The sequence below is a fragment of the Geodermatophilus obscurus DSM 43160 genome, from assembly GCF_000025345.1.
In the GTDB taxonomy this organism is placed as follows: domain Bacteria; phylum Actinomycetota; class Actinomycetes; order Mycobacteriales; family Geodermatophilaceae; genus Geodermatophilus; species Geodermatophilus obscurus.
The window spans coordinates 2,896,073-2,917,146 of sequence record NC_013757.1; the positions used below are offsets into that span (position 1 = coordinate 2,896,073).

Here is a 21,074-nt window from a genome sequence, read left to right on the forward strand (position 1 = left end):
GGCGTCGGTCACCCGTCGGCGGAGAACCGGTAGACGACGTCGTCGATCGCATCGGTCGCGAAGGCGTACACGAAGCGGAGGGTGCCCTCGCCGGTGTTGCGGATGCCGTGCTCGGCATCGCCGGGGATGAACACCGCCGACCCCGCCGCCACCGAGTGCTCCACACCGTCCAGGACGACCACCCCGCTGCCCTCGACGAGGTGGTAGACCTCGGCCTGGGTGTGCCGGTGCAGACCCAGCCAGCCGCCGGGGGCGAGTTCGGTGAGACCGGTGTAGAGCGAGGACGTCGGCGTCCGGTCGGCGCTGAACAGCACCCGGAAGGAGACGTCCCCGCGCACCGGGTCGTCCCACACCTCGGACTCGACCTGGCTGCTGTCGCGGACCTGTGGGCGCACCGCTCCATCCTCGTCGGACGACCCTCGCTCCGCAGACCGGAGCAGGGCCACGGGAGCGGCGTCAGGGCACCGATCCGGCCGGGACGACCCACTCGGTGCGCTGTCCGGTCACGGCGGCGACGCCGTCGAAGTCCCCGTCGTAGTGCAGCACGGTCACCCGGTGCCGCTCGGCCACCGCACTGATGACCAGGTCGGCCAGCCCGACGCCCCGCCACCGGCCGGCGTCGGCCAGGGCCGCCTGGACCTGCAGCGCGCGCTGCCAGTCCCCGTCCTCGGTGGGCAGGTACTCGTAGGCGAGCCGGCGGTCGGCCCGGACCTCCCGGTACTCCCGCGGGGATCGGGCGCTGTACAGGGCCTCCAGGTCCAGGGCGGCGCAGGTGGCGAGCAGCCCGGCGGACAGCAGGGGGACGACGCGGTCGGCCACCTGCGGGGCGGGCACCCTCGCGGCCGCGCTGGTGTCGAGCAGGTAGCGGGCGACTACCGCCACGCCCGGTCCCGCTCCTCGCCGACGGCGAGGAGGGCCGAGGACCCGTCGAGCAGCCGCTCCACCTCGCGCCGGCGCGCGGCGGAGGCGGCCGCCTCGCGCAGCGCCCGGCCGACGGTCTCCTTGATCGTCGAGGTCGACAGCGCCGCCCGGGCCGCGTCGAGGTCGGCGTCGTCGATCTCCACCAGGCGTTTCGTCACAGGCGCCAGTATATATCCGTACGCGTGATGCGTATACACGCCGCGGCCGCTGGGCGTGCCGCTGTCGCCCTCGAGGTCGCCGTCGACGCGGGCGTGCCGACCGTGCCGGCTCTGCTGCGCCGGCCCGGCACGCGGCCGGGACGACGGGGCGGTCCCCGCTGGCACGATGGGGCCCGGAGCGGAGGGAGGCGGTGTCGTGACCCTGCCCGGTCCCCTCCCCCACGGCATCCGCCGGTTCACGCTCGGCTCGGGCCCGCTGAAGCGCACGAGCGACACGGTGGAGTTCGTGTCGCGGGTCGTCGTCCTGCTCGTCGTGCTGCTCTCCGTGCCGGTCGCGCTCGCCGTGGGCACCGCCGTCCGCTCCGACCTGGCGGCCACGGCCCGGCAGCAGGCCGAGGAGCGCACCCGGGTGACCGCCGTCGTGACCGCCGACGCGGTGGCACCCGCGGACGCCTCCCCGCGCACCCGGGTCCCCGTGCCGGCCCGGTGGACGTCTCCCGGCGGGGAGCCGGTGGGTGGCGAGGTCCCCGCTCGGCCCACCACCCGTGCCGGGGACACCCTGACGCTGTGGACGACCGCCGACGGGCGGCGGTCCGACGAGCCGATGACCCCGGCCGAGGTGCGGCGTAGCACGCTGGTGCTGGTCGGCGCCGGGTGGGCGGGCAGCGTGGGCGCCGTCGTACTGCTGCACACCGCGCTGTGCCGGCTGCTCGACCGCCTGCGGGACCGGCGGTGGACCTGCGAGTGGGCCCGCGTCGAGCCGACGTGGAGCCGCCGCGTGCCCTGACCGCCGGGCCGGCCCCGGACGACGGGAGGACGGCGCCGCGGCGGGCACCTAGGGTCGGCGGTCGTGCGCCCGACGTCGGCGCGCAGCCGCTGCCGTCGAGCTCTGCGAGGTGCCCGTGTCCGACGCCACCGCGACTCCCGCCCAGGTGCCCGTCCGGGTGCTCGGCGGGCCGACCGCGCTCATCGAGTACGGCGGCCTGCGGTTCCTCACCGACCCGACGTTCGACGCTCCGGGCGAGTACCCGCTCGGCGGTGGCCGCTCGCTGACCAAGACCGCCCCGTCCGCCGCCGACCCGGCCGACCTGGGCCCGGTCGACGCGGTCCTGCTCTCCCACGACCAGCACCCCGACAACCTCGACACCGCCGGTCGCGCCCTGCTCGCCGAGCTCCCGGTCGTGCTCACCACCCGCAGCGCGGCGGCGCGCCTCGGCGGGACGACGCGGGGGCTCGCCCCGTGGGACGCCGTGGACCTGCCCCGCCCCGGCGGCGGGACCGTCACCGTGACCGCGACGCCCGCGCTGCACGGCCCGGAGGGGTGCGAGCCGATCACCGGTGAGGTCGTGGGCTTCGTGCTGACCGCCGCCGGCCTGCCGACGGTCCACGTCAGCGGCGACAACGCGTCGCTCGACGTCGTCCGCGAGATCGCCGGGCGCGTCGGCCCGGTGGACACCGCGGTGCTCTTCGCCGGTGCCGCCCGCACCGCGCTCTTCGACGGCGCCCTGCTCACGATCGACGGCGCCCGGGCCGCCGAGGCCGCCAGGGTCCTCGGCGCGCGCCGGGTGGTCGCCGCCCACTGCGACAGCTGGGCGCACTTCACCGAGGGCCGCGAGGACGTCGTGGCCGCCTTCACCGCAGCCGGGATCGCCGACCGCCTGCAGCTGGACTGACCGCGCAGAGGAGTCCCCGTGCCCGACACCACCCCCCAGCGCGCCGGACGGGGAGCCGATCTCGAGGCGCTGCGGGAGCGCACCCGCGCCCTGTGCGCCGGCTTCCCGGACGCGTACTGGCGCGAGACCGACCGCGACCGCCGCTATCCGCAGGAGTTCGTCGACACCCTGACCGCGGCCGGCCTGCTGTCGGTCCTCATCCCTGCCGAGTACGGCGGCGCCGGCCTGGGCGTGACCGAGGCGTCCGTGGTGATGGAGGAGATCAACCGGTCCGGCGGGCACTCGGCCGCCTGCCACGCGCAGATGTACACGATGGGCGCCCTGCTGCGGCACGGCAGCCAGGCGCTGAAGGACGCCTACCTGCCGCACATCGCCCGGGGCGAGCTGCGGCTGCAGGCCTTCTCCGTCACCGAGGCCGCCGCCGGCTCGGACACCACCGCCATCGCCACCACCGCGACCCGCGACGGCGACGACTACGTCATCACCGGGCACAAGAACTGGACCAGCCGCATCGCCGAGTCCGACCTGGCCCTCGTCCTCGCCCGCACCGGCCACGAGGACGCCGACCGGACCCGGGGGCTGACCCTCTTCCTCGTCGACCTGCGTCAGGTGCGCGCCGAGCAGCCGGAGACCCTGGAGGTCGTACCGGTGCGCACGATGTTCAACTACGCCACCAACCAGGTGCACTACCGCGGCGTGCGGGTGCCTGCCGACCACGTCGTCGGGGCCGCCGACGCCGGCTTCCGCTACGTCCTCGACGGCTGGAACGCCGAGCGCATCCTGCTCGCCGCCGAGGCGATCGGGGACGGCTACTGGTTCGTCGAGCGAGCCGTCGCCTACGCCACCGGGCGGGAGGTCTTCGGCCGCCCGATCGGCGCCAACCAGGGCGTCGCGTTCCCCCTGGCCGACGTCTACATGAAGGTCCGCGCCGCGGACCTGGTGCGGTGGGAGGCCGCCCGGCTGTTCGACGCGGGACAGCCCTGCGGCGCGGAGGCCAACATGGCCAAGCACCTGGCCTCCGAGGCCAGCTGGGCCGCGGCCAACGTCGCCCTGGACACGCACGGCGGCAACGGGTTCGTCGACGAGTACGACGTCGAGCGCAAGTTCCGGGAGACCCGGCTGTACCAGGTGGCGCCGGTCAGCAACAACATGATCAAGGCGTTCGTCGCCACGAAGGTGCTGGGGCTCCCCCGGTCCTACTGAGCAGACGTCGGCGCGGTCAGGACCGCCGGGTGCCCTCCGGCGTGGCGGCTGCGACGACGCCGTCCTCGCGGCCGTGCGCCTCGGGACGGGAGGCCCCGCCGCGGGCACCCACCCTCCTCCGGCCGGCACCCGGCGTCGTCCGCGGCCGTGCCCGTCGTCGGCCGGCCCGCACCGGGTCGTGGACACGCGGCGCGCACCCTCCGGCCGCCTCGGTCGTTCTTCACAGGACGTCGGTCGTCGCCCGGGACCGACGGATGGGAGCGAGGACCTCGTTCATGCACGACGGGCGCATCACGTGGACGACCTGCCCCCGCTGCGGCGACCGGGCGGCCCTCGGCTGGCGGATCACCACCGGCCGCGACGGCGCGGTCCGGGAGGACCCGGTGTCGTTCCACTGCAACGTCGGCTGCACCCAGACGGACCTGCAGTTCCTCCACTGGTTCCCAGCCGGCGTCCCTGACCGGGCGCCCGGCTCACGGGCCGGGCCGAGGACGACCCGTCGCCTCCGGGTCGACCTCGCCACCGGTGCCCCGGACCGGTCCACCGCCCTCTCGTCCGACGCTGACCGAGCGCTTCCGCCCCGGGACGGGGGGTTCAGGACGCGGCCCGGTGGGCATGGCCGTAGCCGGGTCCAACAGCGGCTCGACCGCTCCCGCACCGCTCGAGGACCTCGATGACGCACGCCCCCACCCGGGCCCTCCCCCTGACCGACCGCACCCTGGACCAGCTGCCCCCCGGTGTCTCGGCACCGGACTACGACCGCGGGGCGCTGCGCCCCGGCATCGTCCACATCGGCGTCGGTGGGTTCCACCGCGCGCACCAGGCCGTCTACCTCGACGAGCTCGCCCGGCGCGGCGAGACGGGGTGGGGCGTCGTCGGTGTCGGCCTCCACAGCCGCGAGATCGGCGAGGTCCTGCACGCCCAGGACCGGCTGTACACCGTCGTGGAGCGCGCCGCGGACGAGGACGACGCCCGGGTGGTCGGGGTCCTGACCCGGTACCTGTACGCCCCCGACGACCCCGCAGCCGTGCTGGCGGTCCTGGCCGACGAGCAGACCCGCCTGGTGACCCTCACCATCACCGGCACCGGCTACCGCATCGACGCCCACACCGGCGACTTTGACGCCGACGACGTCCACGTCGCCTCCGACCTGGAGGACCCGGGCCGGCCCGAGACGGTCTTCGGGTACCTGGTGGAGGCCCTGCACCGGCGGCGCGCCGCCGGGCTGGCCCCATTCACGGTCCTGTCCTGCGACAACATGCAGCACAACGGGTCGGCCGCCCGCACCGCCGTCGTCTCCTTCGCCCGGCTGCGCGACCCCGACCTGGCCGCCTGGATCGAGGAGCACGTCGCCTTCCCCAGCAGCATGGTCGACCGCATCACCCCCACCACCACCCCCGAGGACCGCGACGCGGTCGCCGCCGCCACCGGGATCGACGACCGCTGGCCGGTCGTCACCGAGCCGTTCCGCCAGTGGGTCGTCGAGGACTCCTTCTGCAACGGCCGCCCCCCACTGGAGCAGGTCGGCGTCGAGTTCGTGGACGACGTCACGCCGTACGAGGTGGTGAAGACGCGGTTGCTCAACGCCGGGCACAGCGCCATCGCCTACCTCGGCTACCTGGCCGGCCTGCGGACCACCGCCGAGGTCATGGCCGACCCGGTCTTCCGCAGCTACCTGACCCGGCTGATGGCCGAGGAGGTCGCCCCCGGGTTGCCCGAGCTCGAGGGGGTGGACCTGGCGGAGTACCAGCAGGTCCTGCTGGAGCGCCTGGCCAACCCGCAGATGGCCGACCAGCTGGCCCGCCTGGCCCGGCGCGGATCGACCAAGATCCCGAACTACCTGCTGCCCTCGGTGACGGCCGCCATGGAGCAGGGACGCCCGCACCCCCTGCTGTGCCTCGCCGTGGCCGGCTGGCTGCGCTTCCTGCGCGGACACGACTACGCCGGTGAGGAGGTCCCCATCCAGGGGCCACGCACCGACCTGGTCCCGGTGGCCCAGGAGGCCGATGGCGACGCCACGCCGCTGCTGTCCGAGCGGAGCATCTTCGACCACGTCGGCCAGGACCCGCGGTTCGCCGAGCCGGTGCAGCGGGCCCTCGAGGCGCTGGACCGGGAGGGTCCCCGCGAGGTCGTCGAGCGGTACCTGGCCGGGGACGGGCGCCCGGCGTCGTGACCCCCCTGGACCCGGCGGCGGCGACCTCCCTCCTGTGCGATGCCGACGGCACGCTCTTCCCGTCGGAGGAGCCGGCCTACGCCGCCTCTGCCGACGTCACCAACCGGTTCCTCGCCTCCCTCGGCTCCCGGCGGAGCCACGGCCCGCGGGAGCTGCAGGCCATGACCAACGGCAAGAACTTCCGGGGCGCCGCGCACGAGCTCGCGGCCGGGTACGGCCGCGAGCTCGTGCGGGCCGAGTTGGACTCCTGGGTGGCCGAGGAGAAGGACGTGGTGACCGCCCACCTGCGCACGGTGCTGCGCCCGGACCCGCAGGTCCGTGGACCCCTCATGCGTCTCGCCGGCCGCCTCGACCTGGCCGCGGTCACCTCCAGCGCCTCCAGCCGGCTGGACGCCTGCCTCGAGGTGACCGGCCTGGCACCGCTGTTCCCGCCGGAGCGCCGGTTCAGCGCCGAGGACTCGCTCCCGGAGCCGACCAGCAAGCCGGACCCGGCCGTCTACACCCACGCCGGGCAGGTCCTGGGGACCGCCCCCGGCGCGGGCATCGCCGTGGAGGACTCGATCAACGGCGCCCGATCGGCGGTCGCGGCCGGCTACCCGACGGTGGGCATCGTCCTGTTCGTCCCGCCGCCGGACCGCGAGGACCGCACCGCGGCCCTGCGGGAGGCCGGGGTCAGCGCGGTCGTGGCGTCGTGGGAGGAGCTGGCCGACCTCCTGCTGTAGCGGGTCGTGGTCGGTCCCCCGGAGCCGGACGGGGCGCTCGCCCCACGCCCGCCGGGCGTGCGCACGGCGGGTCCGGGCAGTCGCAGCGCCTCGCGGTACTGACCATCCGCGGCCGGCGGGCCCCGAGCGGGTCTCCTCGGAGACGCTCGACCTCGGAGCGCCGGGGCGCTGTCTCCGGCGGGGTTTCGGACGGGACGAGACGGGCAGGTCTGGTCCGAGCCCCGCCCGCGGTCGTCACGCCGCACCGTGGGACGTGGAGAGGCCGCCGTGGACATCGCCACCCGTTTCGCCGAGGCGCTGCACGAGCGCTCCGGCGGTCCCGACGACCCGGACCTGCTCGCCGTCCGGCTGGCGCGTGCCGCCGCCGCCGTGCTCCCCGTCGAGGGGGTCGGGCTGAGCGTCCACGGGGAGCGCGACCTGCGCACCCCCCTGGCGGCCAGCAGCGAGGTCGCCGCGACGGCCGAGCGGCTGCAGTTCACCGCCGGCAGCGGGCCGTGCCTGCTCGCCGCCGAGTCCGGGCTGCCGGTCTTCGGCACCGAGGCGGTCCTGGCGCGTCGCTGGCCGGTCTTCCACGACCTGCTCGTCACCTCCACGCCGCTGCGCAGCGTGCTCGCCCTGTCGCTGCGCGGCCGGCTGGAGGGCGTCGGTGGGATGGACCTCTACTGCGCCGACCCCGACGGGGCGACCGCCGTCGACGTCTTCGCGGCCCGGTACGTCGCCGAGCTGGTGGCCGACCACCTGGACGGCGCGGCCGACTGGTCGGTGTGGACCCCCACCGAGGCGCCGGCCTGGGTGGACACCCCGGATGCGCGGCGCCGCGGCCGGCTGTGGATGGCCGTCGGCATGCTCACGCTGGCCCTGGAGGTGCCCGCCGCGGACGCCCTGGCGCTGCTGCGGGGCTATGCCTACGCCGCGGGCCGGACCGCCGATGACGTCGCCGCCGACCTGGTCGAGCGCCGCCTCGCACCCGACCGGCTGCGCACGGGCGCCGGCAGCGAGCACTGACCGGCCCGTCGTGGGCGCCCGATGGGCCGGCGCCTCACGCCCAGCTCCGGGCCGCGGCCGTCCAGCGCGCGGCCGACGACGGCAGGTCGCCGGTCCGGGGTGTCCGCCGGGCGAACACCTCCGCGCCCACTCCGCAGCCGCCGGGACAGTCCACCTCGAGCGGGAGGCCGCCGCGCCAGCCCACCGCGGCGCACCGCCCGCAGCTCGGGCAGGTCTCCCAGGTGAGGCGCTCACTCGTGCTCATGACAGGACACCTCGTGGCCGCAGACGTCCACGACCCAGCCGGGGAGCCGGAGACCTCCGGCGCGAGCCTGCGCGCTCCCGTGATGTTGAGGACTACCCAGCACGCCCGGGCCCAACCCGGCTCCGCCGGCGGGCGGCGACCCGACCCGGTCGCCGGGTCCCGCTGCCCGGCTGTGAGCTCACTGTCGGCCGGTGTGTCCGGGGAGCGGCACCGGTCCTGCCGGGACACACTCCCCGGGACGGCGAAGGGACGCGGGCGGCATGGACGTGCAGGAGGAGGGGCGGGCGGACGGCGCCGTCGCCCCGGCGGGGCTGACGCAGCGGGAGGCCGACGCCCTGCGCCGGCGCGGGGAGGGCAACACCGCCGTCCGCGGATCCTCGCGCAGCTACGGCCGGATCCTGCGCACCAACGTCTTCTCCTTCTTCAACACGATCCTGTTCGTCATCGGCGCCGCGCTGCTGGCCCTCGGTCGCTACAACGACGCGTTCACCAGCGTGGGCCTCGGGCTGGTCAACGCGGGCATCAGCGCCGTCCAGGAGATCCGGGCCAAGCGCAAGCTCGACCAGCTGCAGCTGCTCGACCGCGCGCGGGTCACCGTCGTCCGCGACGGCCGGGACGTCGAGGTGGTGCCCGAGGAGGTGGTGCGCGGCGACGTGCTGCACGTGCGCCCCGGGGACCAGGTCGTCGTCGACGGCCCGGTGCTCGACGGCGGGCTGGTCGAGGTCGACGAGTCGCTGCTGACCGGTGAGTCCGAGGCGCTGCTGAAGAAGCCCGGCGACGATCTGCTGTCCGGCAGCTTCTGCGTCGGCGGGGAGGGGCACCAGCTGGCCCGGGACGTCGGCGCCGCCAGCCACGCCAGCCGGCTCACCGCCGACGTCCGCCGGGTCTCCACGGACGCGACGCCGTTGCAACGGCAGATCGACTTCGTCGTGCGCCTGGTCATGCTGCTCGTGGCGCTGATGAGCGCGACGATCCTGCTGCAGGCCGCCCTCGAGGGGTTCTCGCTGGTCCGCGTCGTGCAGACCACCGCGGTGCTCTCCGGCCTGGTGCCCTACGGGTTGTTCTTCCTGGTGGCGCTGGCCTACACGGTCGGCGCGGCGCGGAGCGCCGGCAACGGTGCGCTGGTCCAGCAGGTCAACGCCGTCGAGTCGATGAGCAACGTCGACGTCGTCTGCACCGACAAGACCGGCACGCTGACCACGGGCCGGCTGGCGCTGGCGGAGGTGGTCCCGGTCGGCCCGGTGCCCGCCGGGGAGGTCGACCGGCTGGTCGGCTCGATGGCCCGCAGCGCGGCGACCGGCAACCTGACGACCGCGGCGCTGGCCGCCGCCCTGCCCGGCGAGGCGTGGGCGGTCCGCGACGAGGTCCCGTTCTCCTCCTCGCTGCGCTGGAGCGCGCTGCGCACCGACGACGGCGTGCACGTCCTCGGCGCGCCCGACCGGCTCGCCCCCCAGCTGGCCGGGGAGCCGCTCACCGACGCGGTCACCGAACGGACGGCGCAGGGCCTGCGGGTGCTCGTCGTCGCCCGCGCCGCCGACCCCGCCACCCCACTGCGCGACACCTCCGGCCGGCCGCGGCTGCCCGCCCTCGAACCCCTGGCCCTGGTGGTCCTCGCCGACGAGCTGCGGCCCGGGGTCCCCGAGACGATCGCGCGGTTTGCCGCCGACGGCACCGACCTCAAGGTGGTCTCCGGCGACGACCCCCGCACCGTGGCGGCGCTGGCCCGCCAGGCCGGACTGGACGGGGGCGAGCCGGTGAGCGGCGCCGACCTCGACGCCCTCGCCGACCCCGAGCTGGACGCGCTGGTGACCCGGGCCGCCGTCTTCGGCCGGATCGCGCCGGAGCAGAAGGAGCGGCTGGTCGCCTCGCTGCGCCGGCAGGGCCGCTACGTCGCCATGATCGGGGACGGCGTCAACGACGCGCGTGCGCTGAAGCGGGCCCAGGTCGGCGTGGCGATGAAGAGCGGGAGCGCCGTGACCCGCGACGTCGCGGACATCGTGCTGACCGAGGACTCCCTGGCTGCGCTGCTTCCCGCCCAGCACGAGGGCCGCCGGATCATCAGCGGCATCGGGACCTCGATGCAGGTCTTCCTGGCCCGCGTCGGCACCCAGGGTCTGGTGATCCTCGCCGTCACCATGCTCGGCCTGGGCTTTCCCTACTCACCGGCGAACGTCGGGCTGACGCTGCTGACCGTCGGCGTCCCGACGCTGTTCCTCACCACGTGGGCCCGTCCGACCCGGCCCGACCCGCAGCTGCTGACCACGCTGTGGCGCTTCGTCGTCCCGGCCGTGGTGGTCACCGCGGCGGGCGGGGTCGGGGTGTACGCCTTCCACTACACGACCCTGCTGGACGGGTTGAGCAGGGCGGATGCACCCGCCGGCTTCCTGACCGCCTTCGAGCGCTTCACCGGGCTGTCCTCCGACGACGTGGGCTTCGCCGAGGCGGCGGCCACCATCGGCGCGCAGACCGCCCTCTCCACGTTCGTCTCCTACGCCGCGTTCCTGCTCATCCTGTTCCTGCGGCCGCCGCACCGGTTCTTCGCCTCGTGGACGCGGCCGGACGGGGACCGGCGCCCGGCCGTGCTCGTCGCCGCGCTGGTCGTGGCGTTCTCCGGGGGCCTGTTCGTCCCCGCGTTCACCGGCTACTTCGGGCTCACCGACGCCGCGGACCCGGTCTTCCGCACCGTGCTGCCCGCGCTGGTCGTCTGGTTCGCCGTGCTCAGCGCCGTGTACCGCGCCCGGCTGCTCGAGCGGGCACTGGGGCTGGCGCCACCGGAGCAGGACGGCGTGCCCTCGCGCTGAGGTCCCGCCCCTGGAGGGACGGGGCCGGCGGGCGTCGGGCGGGTGCCCGGGGCGGCGGCAGGGCGTCAGCCGCGGCGGCGGCGCTTGTCGGCGTACATCCGCCGATCGGCGTCGCCGATCAGCGTCGCCACACCGGCCGACGTGTCCGTGCCGCCGTGGACGTGACCGAGTCCGATGGAGCACCGCACCGGGATCGGGCTGCCGTCCAGGTCGAACGGCTCCACGAGCAGCGTGTGCAGTCGCGCGATGAGGGCCTCGGCGTCGTACGGGGTACTCCGCTCGCAGATGACGGCGAACTCGTCGCCGCCGAGGCGGGCCGCGGTGTCGCTGGCGCGCAGTGCCGCGGTGAGCCGGTCGGCGAACGCGGCCAGCACCCGGTCCCCGACCGGGTGTCCGTACCGGTCGTTGATCTCCTTGAACCCGTCGAGGTCGATCATCAGCACGCAGGTCTCGGTGCCCTCGCGGCGTCCCCGGTCGAGGGCGTGCTGCAGGCGGTCTCGGAAGAGCACCCGGTTGGGCAGGCCCGTCAGCGGGTCGTGCACCGCCTGGTGCCGCAGCCCCGCCTCGACGGCCTTCCGGTCCCGGATGTCCTCGATGATCATCACCAGGTACGCCGCCTGCCCGCCGTCGGCGTCGACCCACGACGTCGCGACCTGCACCGCGACGGACCGGCCGTCCAGGCACAGGAACCGGCACTCGTGACGCCAGTGGGAGCTGCGGTGGACCCGCAGGCCGGCGCAGGACCGACGAGCGTCCTCGCGGTCGTCGGGGTGCGTCAGGTCGAACAGGGACGTGCCCCGCAGGGCCTCGGGCGTCCGCCCGAGCAGGGTGCCGAGGGCCAGGTTGACCTCGACCAGGACGCCGTCGACGGTCGTCACGGCCATGCCCATGGGGGCGTGCAGGAAGGCGGCGTGCCGGGCGGCCGCGTGCGAGGAGGCGAGGTACCCGCTGCTCATCGTGACGTCACCTGGCTGGGACACCTCCCGTTGGTTCCCCTCCGACGGCCCACCCACTCCTCGGGCACGCTGCTCCGCGGCCGGGGACGACCCGGCGGGGACCGGCACGCCCGGACGGTTGCGGGTGGACGGCGGACGTGCGGTCCCCTCGCCGCCCGACCGGCTCGACGGGCGCCTCGCCGACGGGGACGGTCCGGGCCTCAGCGCCCCGTACCACCGAGCGACGTGGACGGCGTCGGCAGGGCGTCCCCGACCAGGGCCTCGAGGGTCGCCCTGGCCCCCCGCTCGTGCAGTGAGGCCAGCGCCGCCAGGTAGGGCCCGGTGAACCGCTCGTCGTCCACGAGGTCCCCGAAGAGCGCCCGGTCGGCGAGGAACGCGAGCGGCTCCTCCCGCTCGCGGCGCGCCGCGGCCATGAGGGGGTCCCGTCGGCGGTCGGCGATCTCGATCGGCCGGCCCTGCTCGTCCACGCCCTCGGAGTACCGGGCCCAGCCGGCGACGACCGCGGCCGAGCGGCGCACCTCCCCGCCGCGGGCGAGCTGGTCCCGGACGACCGGGAGCAGCCACTTGGGCAGCCGCTCGGACCCGTCGAAGGCCAGCCGCGCCAGCGTGTCGCGGATGTGCGGGTTGGAGAAGCGGGCGATGAGGGTCCTCCGGTAGTCCTCGAGGTCGATCCCGGGGACCGGCCGGAGGGTGGGCGTGGCCTCCTCCTCCATGTAACCGAGCAGGAACCGCTGGAACAGCGGGTCCTGCGCCGCGTCGTGGACGAGCCGGTAGCCCGCGAGGTGGCCGAGGTAGGCGAGCGCCTGGTGGCTGGCGTTGAGCAGCCGCAGCTTCATCCGCTCGTAGGGGTCGACGTCGTCGACGATCTGGACGCCGGCGTCCTCCAGGGGCGGGCGCCCGAGGCCGAACCGGTCCTCCAGCACCCACTGGGTGAAGTGCTCGCAGACCACCGGCCACGCGTCGTCGACGCCGAACCGCCGGGCAACCTCCGCCCGGTCGTCGTCCGTGGTCGCGGGGGTGATCCGGTCCACCATCGAGTTCGGGAACGGCACCTCCCGCTCGACCCACGCGCCCAGCTCCGGGTCCCGCAGGGCGGCGAAGGCGGCGAAGCTGCGCCGGGCGACGTCGCCGTTGTGCTGGATGTTGTCGCAGGACACCACGGTGAACGGGGCGAGACCGCGGTCGCGCCGGCGCACCAGCGCCTCGGTGACCAGCCCGAACGACGTCCGCAGCGCGGCGCCGGGCCGCAGGTCGGAGACGACGTCGGGGTGGGTCGGGTCGAACTCACCGGTGATCGCCGCGATGTTGTATCCGCCCTCGGTGACCGTCAGCGACACGATCCGGGTGTCCTCGGCCGCCATCTTCTCGACGACCGCGTCGGGGTCGTCCGGTGCGAGCAGGTACTCGACGACCGATCCCACGACGCGGGCGTCGAAGCGCCCGTCCGAGTGCTTGACCACCAGGGTGTACAGGCCGTCCTGGGCCGCCATCACCTCCGCCATCCGGCGGTCGGACGGCAGCACGCCGACACCGCAGATGCCCCAGTCCCGCGCCTTCCCCTCCTCCATGAGCCGGTCGAGGTACATGGCCTGGTGCGACCGGTGGAACGCGCCCACCCCCAGGTGCACGATCCCGGTGCGCACCGAGGACCGGTCGTAGGACGGCACGGACAGCGAGCCGCCGAGGGACGCCAGGGTCGCGGTGCTGAGCTGTGGCACGGGGGGGTCCTCCTGCGCTGCGTTCAGGCGGGGATGCGACGGCCGGTCGACGGGGAGAAGAGGTGCTCCTTGCCCGGCTGGATGCGCAGGTGCACCCGCTCCCCCTTCGCCGGCGGCCGGGCGGGGTCGACCCGCGCGACGATGCTCTCGGCGAGCGGGCCGGACTCCTCGCGGAGCTCCGGCAGCGTGCCGTGCAGGAACGCGTCGGAGCCCAGCTCCTCCACCACCCCGACGTCCACGGCGAAGGCGCCGGGCGCGCCCTCCGTGGTGAGGTCCAGGGCCTCCGGCCGGAAGCCGACGACGACGCGGTCGGCCCCTTCCGCCGAGAGCGCGCTCAGCGCCGCGGTGGTCAGCGGGAGGCGTGCGCTGCCGAGCACCGCGTACCCGTCGTGCAGCCGGAACTCGGCGATGTTCATGCCGGGGGAACCGATGAACCCGGCGACGAAGACGTTGGCCGGCTCCTGGTAGAGCCGCAACGGGGTGTCGCACTGCTCGAGGATGCCGGCGCGGAGCACCGCGACCCGGTCGCCCATGGTCATCGCCTCGACCTGGTCGTGGGTGACGTACACGGTGGTGGTGCCGAGCCGGCGCTGCAGCGCGGCGATCTGGGTGCGGGTCTGCACGCGCAGCTTGGCGTCGAGGTTGGACAGCGGCTCGTCCATCAGGAACACCTGCGGCGAGCGCACGATGGCCCGGCCCATGGCGACGCGCTGGCGCTGACCCCCGGAGAGGGCCTTGGGCTTGCGGTCCAGGAAGGTCTCCAGGTCGAGGATCTTCGCGGCTTCCCCGACCCGCTGGGCGATCTCGTCCTTGCCGACCCCGGCGATCTTGAGCGCGAAGCCCATGTTGTCCCCGACCGTCATGTGCGGGTAGAGCGCGTAGCTCTGGAACACCATCGCGATGTCCCGGTCCTTGGACTTCAGGTGCGTGACGTCCCGGTCCCCGATGAGGATCGCCCCGTCGTCGATGTCCTCCAGACCGGCGAGCATGCGCAGGCTGGTCGACTTGCCGCAGCCGGAGGGGCCGACCAGGACGAGGAACTCGCCGTCGGCGATCTGGAGGTCGAGGGCGTCGACCGCGGGCTTCTCGGTGCCGGGGTAGATGCGGCTCGCCCGGTCGTAGGTGACGGAGGCCATGGAATCTCTCCTCGCTGGAGCCAGAGGTCAGGGGGAACGTCAGGTCTGGGGGTGGACGACGACCTTCACCGACCGCGGGTCGCGGCGGCCGGCCGTCAGTGCGTCCTCGGCCTGGTCCAGGCGGTAGCTGCCGGTGACCAGGCGGTCGAGGTCGATCCGCCCGGCGGCGACCAGCGCGATCGCCGTCGGCCAGGTCCCGGCGTAGCGGAAGGTGCCGGTGACCTCGAGCTCGCGCTCCTGCACCACCGACAGCGGCAGGGCGAGCTCGTCCCCGCCCATGCCGACGAGCACGGCCCGGCCCGCCCGGTCCAGAGCGCGGATCGCGTCCGCGGTGGCGGCCGGGTGTCCGGAGCACTCGAGCAGCACCTGGGGTGGGCGCGGCAGGTCCGCGACGCGCGCAGTCCGGGCGTCGACGACCTCGGTGGCGCCGAGGTCCTGGGCCAGAGCCAGCCGGGCGGGGTTGACGTCGGACACCACGACCTCGGTGGCGCCGAACGCCAGCGCCGCCTGGACGCTCACCAGCCCGATCGGCCCGGCCCCGGTGACCAGCACCCGGGAGCCGGCACCCACCCGGCCCCTGCGGCAGGCCCAGATGCCGACCGACAGGGGTTCCAGCAGTGCGGCGGCGTCGTCGCTGATCGTCTCGGGCACCGGGTGGGCGAAGGCCGCGTGGACGACGACGTACTCGGCGAAGGCGCCGTCGATCGGCGGGGTGGCGAAGAAGCGCATGTCGGGACAGAGGTTGTAGCGCCCGGCCAGGCACTGCGGGCAGGTCAGGTCCGGCACCCCCGGCTCGACCGACACCCGCTGCCCGACGGCGAGCGTGGCGACGCCGGGGCCGAGGGCGGCCACCTCCCCCGCCGCCTCGTGCCCCAGCACCAGCGGGGACTCGACGACGAACCGGCCGATGCGTCCGTGGTCGTAGTAGTGCGTGTCCGATCCGCAGACCCCGACCGAGGAGACGCGGACCACCACCTCGCCGGGGCCCGGCTGCGGGACGGCCCGCTCCTCGACGACCACGTCGCCGGGCCCGCGCAGGACCGAGGCCCGCATCGTGCCCGCCGGACCGATGCCTCCGGTCCCCCGGACCGTCCCGGTCGCCGCGCTCACTTGACCGCGCCCAGCGACAGCCCCTGCACCAGCTTGTCCTGGGCGGCGAAGCCGGCGACGAGCACCGGCAGCGACACCACGAACGAGGCCGCGCAGACCTGCGCGAGGAAGAGCCCCTGGCTGGTCACGAAACCGGTCAGGTAGACCGGCGCGGTCCCGGCCACGGTGCCGGTCAGGGTCCGGGCCAGCAGCAGCTCGTTCCAGCTGAAGATGAAGCAGATCAGCGAGGTCGCGGCGATGCCCGGCAGGACGATGGGCGCCACCACCTGACGGAGGGTCAGCAGCAGCCCCGCGCCGTCCATCGAGGCCGCCTCGAGGATCTCGACCGGGACCTCGGCGAGGAACGAGCGCATCATCCAGACCGCGATCGGCAGGTTCATGGCCGTGTACAGCACGATGAGCAGCCAGATGTTGTCCAGGAGCCCGGTGAACTGGGCGAACAGGTAGATGGGCAGCAGCCCGGCCACGATCGGCAGCATCCGGGTGGACAGGAAGAAGAACATCACGTCGGTCCACTTGCGCACCGGCTTGATCGACAGCGCGTAGGCGGCCGGGATGGCCAGCAGCAGCACGATGATCGTGGAGACCACGCTGGCGGTCAGCGAGTTGGCCAGCGACGGCCAGGGGCTGGTGCCGGCGCCCACACCGAAGAAGGACTGGTAGCCCTCGGTGGTCAGCGGGGCGAAGAGCGACGGCGGGTTGGTGGCGGCGTCCTCCTCGCTGTGGAACGACGTGAGCACCATCCAGAGCACCGGCACGACGAACAGGAAGCCGATCAGCCAGGCGAGCAGCCCCAGGAGGGCACCGGACCGCGGCTTGCGCGGCCGGCGGGGTTGACCCTGGGGCGTGCGGGTGGCGGCGACCGGTGCGACATCGGTGATCGAGCTCATCGCGCGTTCTCCTCCTGGAACAGCGTCGACACCGTCCGCAGCGCCAGGGTGGCGATCACGATCGTGCCGATGACGACGACGACGCCGGCGGCGGACGCCCGGCCGTAGTCGTGGGCCTGGTAGAAGGTCTGGTAGATCACGTACGGGAGGTTCGCGGTGCCCAGGCCGCCCGAGGTGATCGTGAAGACCGCGTCGAAGTTCTGCACGATGTAGATCGCCCCCAGCAGCCCGCCGAGCTCCAGGTAGCGGCGCAGGTGCGGGAAGGTCATGTAGCGGAAGATCTGCCAGCTGCTCGCGCCGTCGATGCGCGCCGCCTCGATGACGTCCAGCGGCCGGCTCTGCAGCCCGGCCAGCAGGATCAGCATCATGAACGGCGTCCACTGCCAGATGAGCGCCACCTCCACCGAGATCAGCGGCGCCATGGTGATCCAGTCCGGCTGCGGCGCGCTGTCCGAGCCGAACAACCGCCACACCGCGGTGAGCGTCCCGTTGAGCAGGCCGTACTCGGGGTTGAACAGCGCGTGCTTCCACAGCAGCGCCGCGGCTACCGGCACGATCAGGAACGGCGTGATCATCATGGTGCGCACCACGCCCCGGCCGCGGAACTGCCGGTCCAGCAGCAGCGCGATGCCCATCCCCAGCAGCAGGCTGACCAGCACGACGACCGCGGTCAGGATCACCGTGACGAGGATGGCCCGGCGCATGTTGACGTCGGTCAGCACGCTCGCGTAGTTGCCGAACCCGGCGAAGCCGCGCTCGTCGGGGTAGTAGGCGTTCCAGTCCATGAACGAGACGATCAGCGTGACCACGAACGGCAGCTGGGTCACGATGATCGTGAAGACCAGCGCGGGCAGCAGCGGCGCCCGGCGGGCCCAGTCGGCGGATCGGCGGAGCGCGCCGCCCGGCGACGGGGTGGGCGGTGCCGGCGGCGGCGTCGGCGGTTGCTGACCCCGCCCGCGGCCGGTCTCGAGAGTGGTGCTCATCCTGCTGCCTCCCCCTGGGATCGTGCTGCCGGCTCGGTCACTTCGACTCCCGCTCCCGGTAGCGCTCGGCGACGTCCTCGGCGAGCTGCTGCCCCCGTTCGAGCGCCTCCTCCACGGTCGTCCGGCCGGCGATCGCGGAGCTGACGTCCTGCGAGACCTGGGTGGCCAGGTCCGGGAACTCCGGGATGCCCATGAACTGGATCCCGGGTGCGGGGCGGGGCTGCACGCCGGGGTCGTTCGGGTCGGCGGCCTCGATGGCCGCCAGCGTGGGCTCGGCGAACGCCGAGGCCTCCGCGAGGTAGTCGGGGTTGTCGTACGTCGACGCCCGCTTGCCCGCGGGGACCTTCGACCAGCCCAGCTCCTCGCCGACGAGCTGCTCGTACTCCGCGCTGGACGCCCAGGAGATGAACTCCCACGCGGCGTCCTTCTTCGCACTGGCCTGCTGGATGCTCCAGGACCACGCGTACAGCCAGCCCGAGCTGTCGGTCTCGACCACCGGTGCCGCGACGTAACCCATCTGGCCCTTGACCGGCGAGTCCGCCGCCTCCAGCGACCCGGCGGCCGAGGTGGCGTCGTACCACATGGCGGCGTTGCCCTGGATCACGTTGTTGAGGCACTCGGTGAAGCCCGCCTGCGGTGCACCGACCTCGCCGTGCTCGCGGACCAGGTCGACGTAGAACTCGGTGGCCTCGCGGAACTCCGGGCTGTCGACACCGGGCTCCCAGTCCTCGGTGAACCAGGTGCCGCCGAAGGTGTTGACCACCGTGGTCAGCGGCGCGAACAGCTGTCCCCAGCCGGGCTGGCCGCGCAGGCAGATCCCGGCCATCCCGGGCTCGGCGCCGTCGACCTCCGCCGCGATGTCCGCGACCTCCTGCCAGGTCGGGTTCGCCGGCATCTGGATGCCGGCCGCGTCCAGGACGTCCTTGCGGTACATGAGGAACGAGGACTCGCCGTAGAACGGCTCCCCGTAGAGCCGGCCGTCGTCGCCGGACAGCGACGCGGTCAGCGGCCCGAGGACGTCGTCCTGGTCGAACTCCGCATCCGCCGCGACGTACTCGTCCAGCGGGGCGATCCACTCGCTCCGGGCGTAGATGGGGATCTCGAAGTTGCTCAGGGTGGCGACGTCGTACTGCCCCGCCTGGCTGGAGAACTCCTGGCTGATCTTGTCCCGGACGTCGTTCTCGGGCAGCACCGTGTAGTTCACCGAGATGCCGGTCTTGGCGGTGAAGTGCTCGGCGGTGAGCTGCTGCAGGTCGACCATCTGCGGGTTGTTGACCATCAGCACGTTGATGCTGTCCGGCCCACCGCCGGTTGGTCCCCCACCCCAGCCGGCACACCCGCCGACCCCCACGGCCAGTGCGGTCGCCGTCGCGGCGGCGAGCGCAGGTCGCACCTGTCTGTGCACGAGGCAGTCCTCCTCGGGGCCGACCCCGCAGTCGCTCATGTGAGCAGAGGAGGTCTCAGATGTGTGTGGCGTGAGTCTCACTCCGCCGAGTGACGGCGTCAAGGGGTGTGCCATAGTGAGCAGCTAGACGCTCAGATGAGCAGGAGTGAGTCCATGGCAGAGGTCCTCGACGGCCCGGCGCGGGTCGTCCTCACGGCATCCGTCGCACGGCGCTACTACCTCGACGGCCGGTCGAAGGTCGAGATCGCCGAGGAGTTCGGCCTCAGCCGCTTCAAGGTCGCCCGGCTGCTCGACGCGGCCCGCACGAGCGGGCTGGTGCGCATCGAGATCCGCCACCAGGGCGAGATCGACGTCGACCTGTCGGCGCGGCTGCAGGACCGGTTCGGCTTGCAGCACGCGGTCGTCGTCGACATCCCCGACGACGACGCCGACTCCCTTCGCGGACACCTCGGCCGGGCGGCGGCCCGGCTGCTCGCGGAGATCATCACGCCGCAGGACGTGCTCGGTCTCGCGTGGGCCCGGGCGGTGAGCGCGATGGCCCGGGCGCTGCCGCCGCTGCCCGGGACGCCGGTCGTCCAGCTCACCGGAGCGCTCTCGCTCCCGGACGGACCCGACACCTCGGTGGACGTCGTCCGGGAGGTGGCCAGCGCATCGGGCGGCGCGGCGCACGTCTTCTACGCGCCCTTCACGGTCCCCGACGCGGCCACCGCGCGGGCCCTCCGGGGTCAGCCCGAGGTGGCGCGCGCCTTCGCCCAGCTCCCCCTCGTCACCAAGGCCGTGGCCGGGGTCGGTCTCTGGAAGCCCGGCGGGTCCACCCTGTACGACGCCCTGTCCGAGGACGACCGCACGGCACTGCACCGCCTGGGGGTCTGCGCCGACGTGTCCGGCGTCTTCCTCTCGGCCGATGGGGAGGCCATAGGGACGGAGCTGTCCGAGCGGATGATCGGCATCAACGCCGAGCAGATGCGGGCCATCCCGGAGGTGATCGTCATCCCCTACGGCGAGCCGAAGGGCCCCGCCGTCCGCGCCGCCCTCCGCAGCGGGCTCGTCGGTGGCATCGTGACGCACACGGCCCTGGCCCACGCCGTCCTCGACGAGTGAGGGCCCGCGCCGACCGGCCGTGGACGACCTGGAGGAGGCCGATGCCGGGAGAGATCGAATCCGAGGTCCTCCTCCTCGGCGGTACCGCCAACCGCGGCCGGGTCGTCCGCGTGGGCGACACCGTCCGACGGCCACAGCGCGCCTCGAGCCCGGCGACCCACGCCCTGCTGCGCCACCTCGCAGACGTCGGGTTCCCCGGCGCCCCCCGGTTCCTCGGCGTGGACGAGCAGGGGCGGGAGGTCCTCTCCTACGTCGCCGGCACCGCCATCACGCCGCCCTACCCCGCCTGGGCCCTCACCGACGCGGCACTCGTGAGCGTCGCCCACCTGCTCCGCGACTACCACCGGGCAGTCAGCACCTTCGACCCCACGTCGCTCCCCTGGCCGCCCTCACCCCCGGCACCCTTCGCCGGCGAGCTGGTCAGCCACAACGACGTCAACCTGGACAACGTCGTCTTCCGCGACGGGCGTGCCGTCGCCCTCATCGACTTCGACCTCGCCAGCCCGGGCTGCCGCGTCTGGGACGTCGCCTGCGCCGTGCGGCTGTGGGCGCCGCTGCGGCCCGATCGCTTCATCGACGACTCCCGGCGCGGCCGGGCGCTCGCCCGCCTCCGGCTGTTCGCCGACGGCTACGGGCTCCCCGGCGCCGACCGGGAACGCCTGGTGACCGCGGTGCGGCAGAATCACGAGTGGTCCTACGACATCGTCGGGACCGCGGCGGCGAACGGTCACGCCGGCTTCGCCGACTACTGGACCGGCGGGACGCGGGAACGGGCGGAGCGGACCCGGCAGTGGTACCTCGACTCCGGGGACCGGCTGCGGACCGCACTGCTCTGAGGACCCCGGGGGCGCCTCGCCCGGCGACCGCCGCGGCCG

At 74.1% G+C, this 21,074-nt stretch carries 20 protein-coding genes; 9 read left to right on the plus strand and 11 right to left on the minus strand.

Features of this window, described 5'->3' with window-relative positions:
• Positions 1–8: 8 nt before the first annotated feature.
• The 3 genes from GOBS_RS13585 to GOBS_RS13595 form a co-directional block, all read right to left on the minus strand.
• Positions 9–395 (minus strand): cupin domain-containing protein, encoded by a 387-nt coding sequence (locus GOBS_RS13585; protein WP_012948841.1) that lies wholly within the window; start codon positions 393–395, stop codon positions 9–11.
• Between the two features lie 61 nt (positions 396–456).
• Positions 457–882, minus strand: coding sequence for a PIN domain nuclease (locus GOBS_RS13590; protein ID WP_012948842.1), 426 nt, complete (start codon positions 880–882; stop codon positions 457–459).
• Complete coding sequence (locus GOBS_RS13595) at positions 873–1,079, minus strand: hypothetical protein (RefSeq protein ID WP_041241494.1); 207 nt, start codon at positions 1,077–1,079, stop codon at positions 873–875. The genes GOBS_RS13590 and GOBS_RS13595 overlap by 10 nt, the downstream gene beginning before the upstream one ends.
• Positions 1,080–1,275: 196 nt before the next feature.
• Between GOBS_RS13595 and GOBS_RS13600 the strand changes: the two genes are divergently transcribed.
• The 6 genes from GOBS_RS13600 (at position 1,276) to GOBS_RS13630 (ending at position 7,855) form a co-directional block, all read left to right on the plus strand.
• On the plus strand, positions 1,276–1,866 hold the full coding sequence (locus GOBS_RS13600) for an Rv1733c family protein (RefSeq protein ID WP_012948844.1): 591 nt from the start codon (positions 1,276–1,278) through the stop codon (positions 1,864–1,866).
• Positions 1,867–1,981: 115 nt separating this feature from the next.
• Entirely contained in the window at positions 1,982–2,752 is a 771-nt protein-coding gene (locus GOBS_RS13605) for an MBL fold metallo-hydrolase (protein WP_012948845.1), read from the plus strand.
• A gap of 18 nt (positions 2,753–2,770) precedes the next feature.
• Positions 2,771–3,955 carry an acyl-CoA dehydrogenase family protein gene (locus GOBS_RS13610; protein WP_012948846.1) on the plus strand — a complete coding sequence of 395 codons (1,185 nt, stop codon included), beginning with the start codon at positions 2,771–2,773 and terminating at the stop codon, positions 3,953–3,955.
• Between the two features lie 673 nt (positions 3,956–4,628).
• The gene (locus GOBS_RS13620) at positions 4,629–6,128 is read left to right on the plus strand and encodes a mannitol dehydrogenase family protein (RefSeq protein ID WP_012948848.1); all 1,500 of its coding nucleotides are present in this window, start codon (positions 4,629–4,631) and stop codon (positions 6,126–6,128) included.
• The gene (locus GOBS_RS13625) at positions 6,125–6,850 is read left to right on the plus strand and encodes an HAD family hydrolase (protein ID WP_012948849.1); all 726 of its coding nucleotides are present in this window, start codon (positions 6,125–6,127) and stop codon (positions 6,848–6,850) included. Before GOBS_RS13620 ends, GOBS_RS13625 begins: the two co-directional genes overlap by 4 nt.
• A gap of 267 nt (positions 6,851–7,117) precedes the next feature.
• Entirely contained in the window at positions 7,118–7,855 is a 738-nt protein-coding gene (locus GOBS_RS13630) for an ANTAR domain-containing protein (RefSeq protein WP_012948850.1), read from the plus strand.
• A 34-nt stretch (positions 7,856–7,889) separates the two neighbouring features.
• Here the strand turns inward: GOBS_RS13630 and GOBS_RS13635 are convergent, their stop codons facing one another.
• Positions 7,890–8,099 carry a hypothetical protein gene (locus GOBS_RS13635; protein WP_012948851.1) on the minus strand — a complete coding sequence of 70 codons (210 nt, stop codon included), beginning with the start codon at positions 8,097–8,099 and terminating at the stop codon, positions 7,890–7,892.
• Positions 8,100–8,359: 260 nt separating this feature from the next.
• Here GOBS_RS13635 and GOBS_RS13640 point away from each other — a divergent pair, with 260 nt between their 5' ends.
• On the plus strand, positions 8,360–10,900 hold the full coding sequence (locus GOBS_RS13640) for an HAD-IC family P-type ATPase (protein WP_012948852.1): 2,541 nt from the start codon (positions 8,360–8,362) through the stop codon (positions 10,898–10,900).
• 65 nt (positions 10,901–10,965) lie between these two features.
• Here the strand turns inward: GOBS_RS13640 and GOBS_RS13645 are convergent, their stop codons facing one another.
• From GOBS_RS13645 to GOBS_RS13675, 7 genes are all read right to left on the minus strand, one after another.
• On the minus strand, positions 10,966–11,856 hold the full coding sequence (locus GOBS_RS13645; protein ID WP_012948853.1) for a GGDEF domain-containing protein: 891 nt from the start codon (positions 11,854–11,856) through the stop codon (positions 10,966–10,968).
• 200 nt (positions 11,857–12,056) lie between these two features.
• The gene (locus tag GOBS_RS13650) at positions 12,057–13,574 is read right to left on the minus strand and encodes a mannitol dehydrogenase family protein (RefSeq protein ID WP_012948854.1); all 1,518 of its coding nucleotides are present in this window, start codon (positions 13,572–13,574) and stop codon (positions 12,057–12,059) included.
• A gap of 23 nt (positions 13,575–13,597) precedes the next feature.
• Positions 13,598–14,710 (minus strand): ABC transporter ATP-binding protein, encoded by a 1,113-nt coding sequence (locus GOBS_RS13655; RefSeq protein ID WP_012948855.1) that lies wholly within the window; start codon positions 14,708–14,710, stop codon positions 13,598–13,600.
• 39 nt (positions 14,711–14,749) lie between these two features.
• Positions 14,750–15,763, minus strand: coding sequence for an NAD(P)-dependent alcohol dehydrogenase (locus tag GOBS_RS13660; RefSeq protein WP_041242274.1), 1,014 nt, complete (start codon positions 15,761–15,763; stop codon positions 14,750–14,752).
• Positions 15,764–15,816: 53 nt separating this feature from the next.
• Complete coding sequence (locus GOBS_RS13665) at positions 15,817–16,710, minus strand: carbohydrate ABC transporter permease (RefSeq protein WP_012948857.1); 894 nt, start codon at positions 16,708–16,710, stop codon at positions 15,817–15,819.
• Entirely contained in the window at positions 16,707–17,693 is a 987-nt protein-coding gene (locus GOBS_RS13670) for a carbohydrate ABC transporter permease (protein WP_012948858.1), read from the minus strand. Before GOBS_RS13670 ends, GOBS_RS13665 begins: the two co-directional genes overlap by 4 nt.
• Positions 17,694–17,730: 37 nt before the next feature.
• Positions 17,731–19,137 carry an ABC transporter substrate-binding protein gene (locus GOBS_RS13675; protein ID WP_012948859.1) on the minus strand — a complete coding sequence of 469 codons (1,407 nt, stop codon included), beginning with the start codon at positions 19,135–19,137 and terminating at the stop codon, positions 17,731–17,733.
• Positions 19,138–19,251: 114 nt separating this feature from the next.
• On the opposite strand from GOBS_RS13675, the gene GOBS_RS13680 reads away from it, so the two are divergent.
• Entirely contained in the window at positions 19,252–20,199 is a 948-nt protein-coding gene (locus tag GOBS_RS13680; protein WP_012948860.1) for a sugar-binding transcriptional regulator, read from the plus strand.
• Between the two features lie 41 nt (positions 20,200–20,240).
• Positions 20,241–21,035 (plus strand): phosphotransferase, encoded by a 795-nt coding sequence (locus tag GOBS_RS13685; RefSeq protein WP_012948861.1) that lies wholly within the window; start codon positions 20,241–20,243, stop codon positions 21,033–21,035.
• Positions 21,036–21,074 lie beyond the last annotated feature (39 nt).

What these genes read in the sequence shown, in the direction of transcription:
- GOBS_RS13620 (WP_012948848.1), top strand. Translation starts at nt 4,629, where the DNA reads ATGACGCACGCCCCCACCCGGGCCCTCCCCCTGACCGACCGCACCCTG.
- GOBS_RS13635 (WP_012948851.1), bottom strand. Translation starts at nt 8,099, where the DNA reads ATGAGCACGAGTGAGCGCCTCACCTGGGAGACCTGCCCGAGCTGCGGG.
- GOBS_RS13640 (WP_012948852.1), top strand. Translation starts at nt 8,360, where the DNA reads ATGGACGTGCAGGAGGAGGGGCGGGCGGACGGCGCCGTCGCCCCGGCG.
- GOBS_RS13645 (WP_012948853.1), bottom strand. Translation starts at nt 11,856, where the DNA reads ATGAGCAGCGGGTACCTCGCCTCCTCGCACGCGGCCGCCCGGCACGCC.
- GOBS_RS13655 (WP_012948855.1), bottom strand. Translation starts at nt 14,710, where the DNA reads ATGGCCTCCGTCACCTACGACCGGGCGAGCCGCATCTACCCCGGCACC.
- GOBS_RS13660 (WP_041242274.1), bottom strand. Translation starts at nt 15,763, where the DNA reads ATGCGGGCCTCGGTCCTGCGCGGGCCCGGCGACGTGGTCGTCGAGGAG.
- GOBS_RS13665 (WP_012948857.1), bottom strand. Translation starts at nt 16,710, where the DNA reads ATGAGCTCGATCACCGATGTCGCACCGGTCGCCGCCACCCGCACGCCC.
- GOBS_RS13670 (WP_012948858.1), bottom strand. Translation starts at nt 17,693, where the DNA reads ATGAGCACCACTCTCGAGACCGGCCGCGGGCGGGGTCAGCAACCGCCG.
- GOBS_RS13675 (WP_012948859.1), bottom strand. Translation starts at nt 19,137, where the DNA reads ATGAGCGACTGCGGGGTCGGCCCCGAGGAGGACTGCCTCGTGCACAGA.
- GOBS_RS13680 (WP_012948860.1), top strand. Translation starts at nt 19,252, where the DNA reads ATGGCAGAGGTCCTCGACGGCCCGGCGCGGGTCGTCCTCACGGCATCC.
- GOBS_RS13685 (WP_012948861.1), top strand. Translation starts at nt 20,241, where the DNA reads ATGCCGGGAGAGATCGAATCCGAGGTCCTCCTCCTCGGCGGTACCGCC.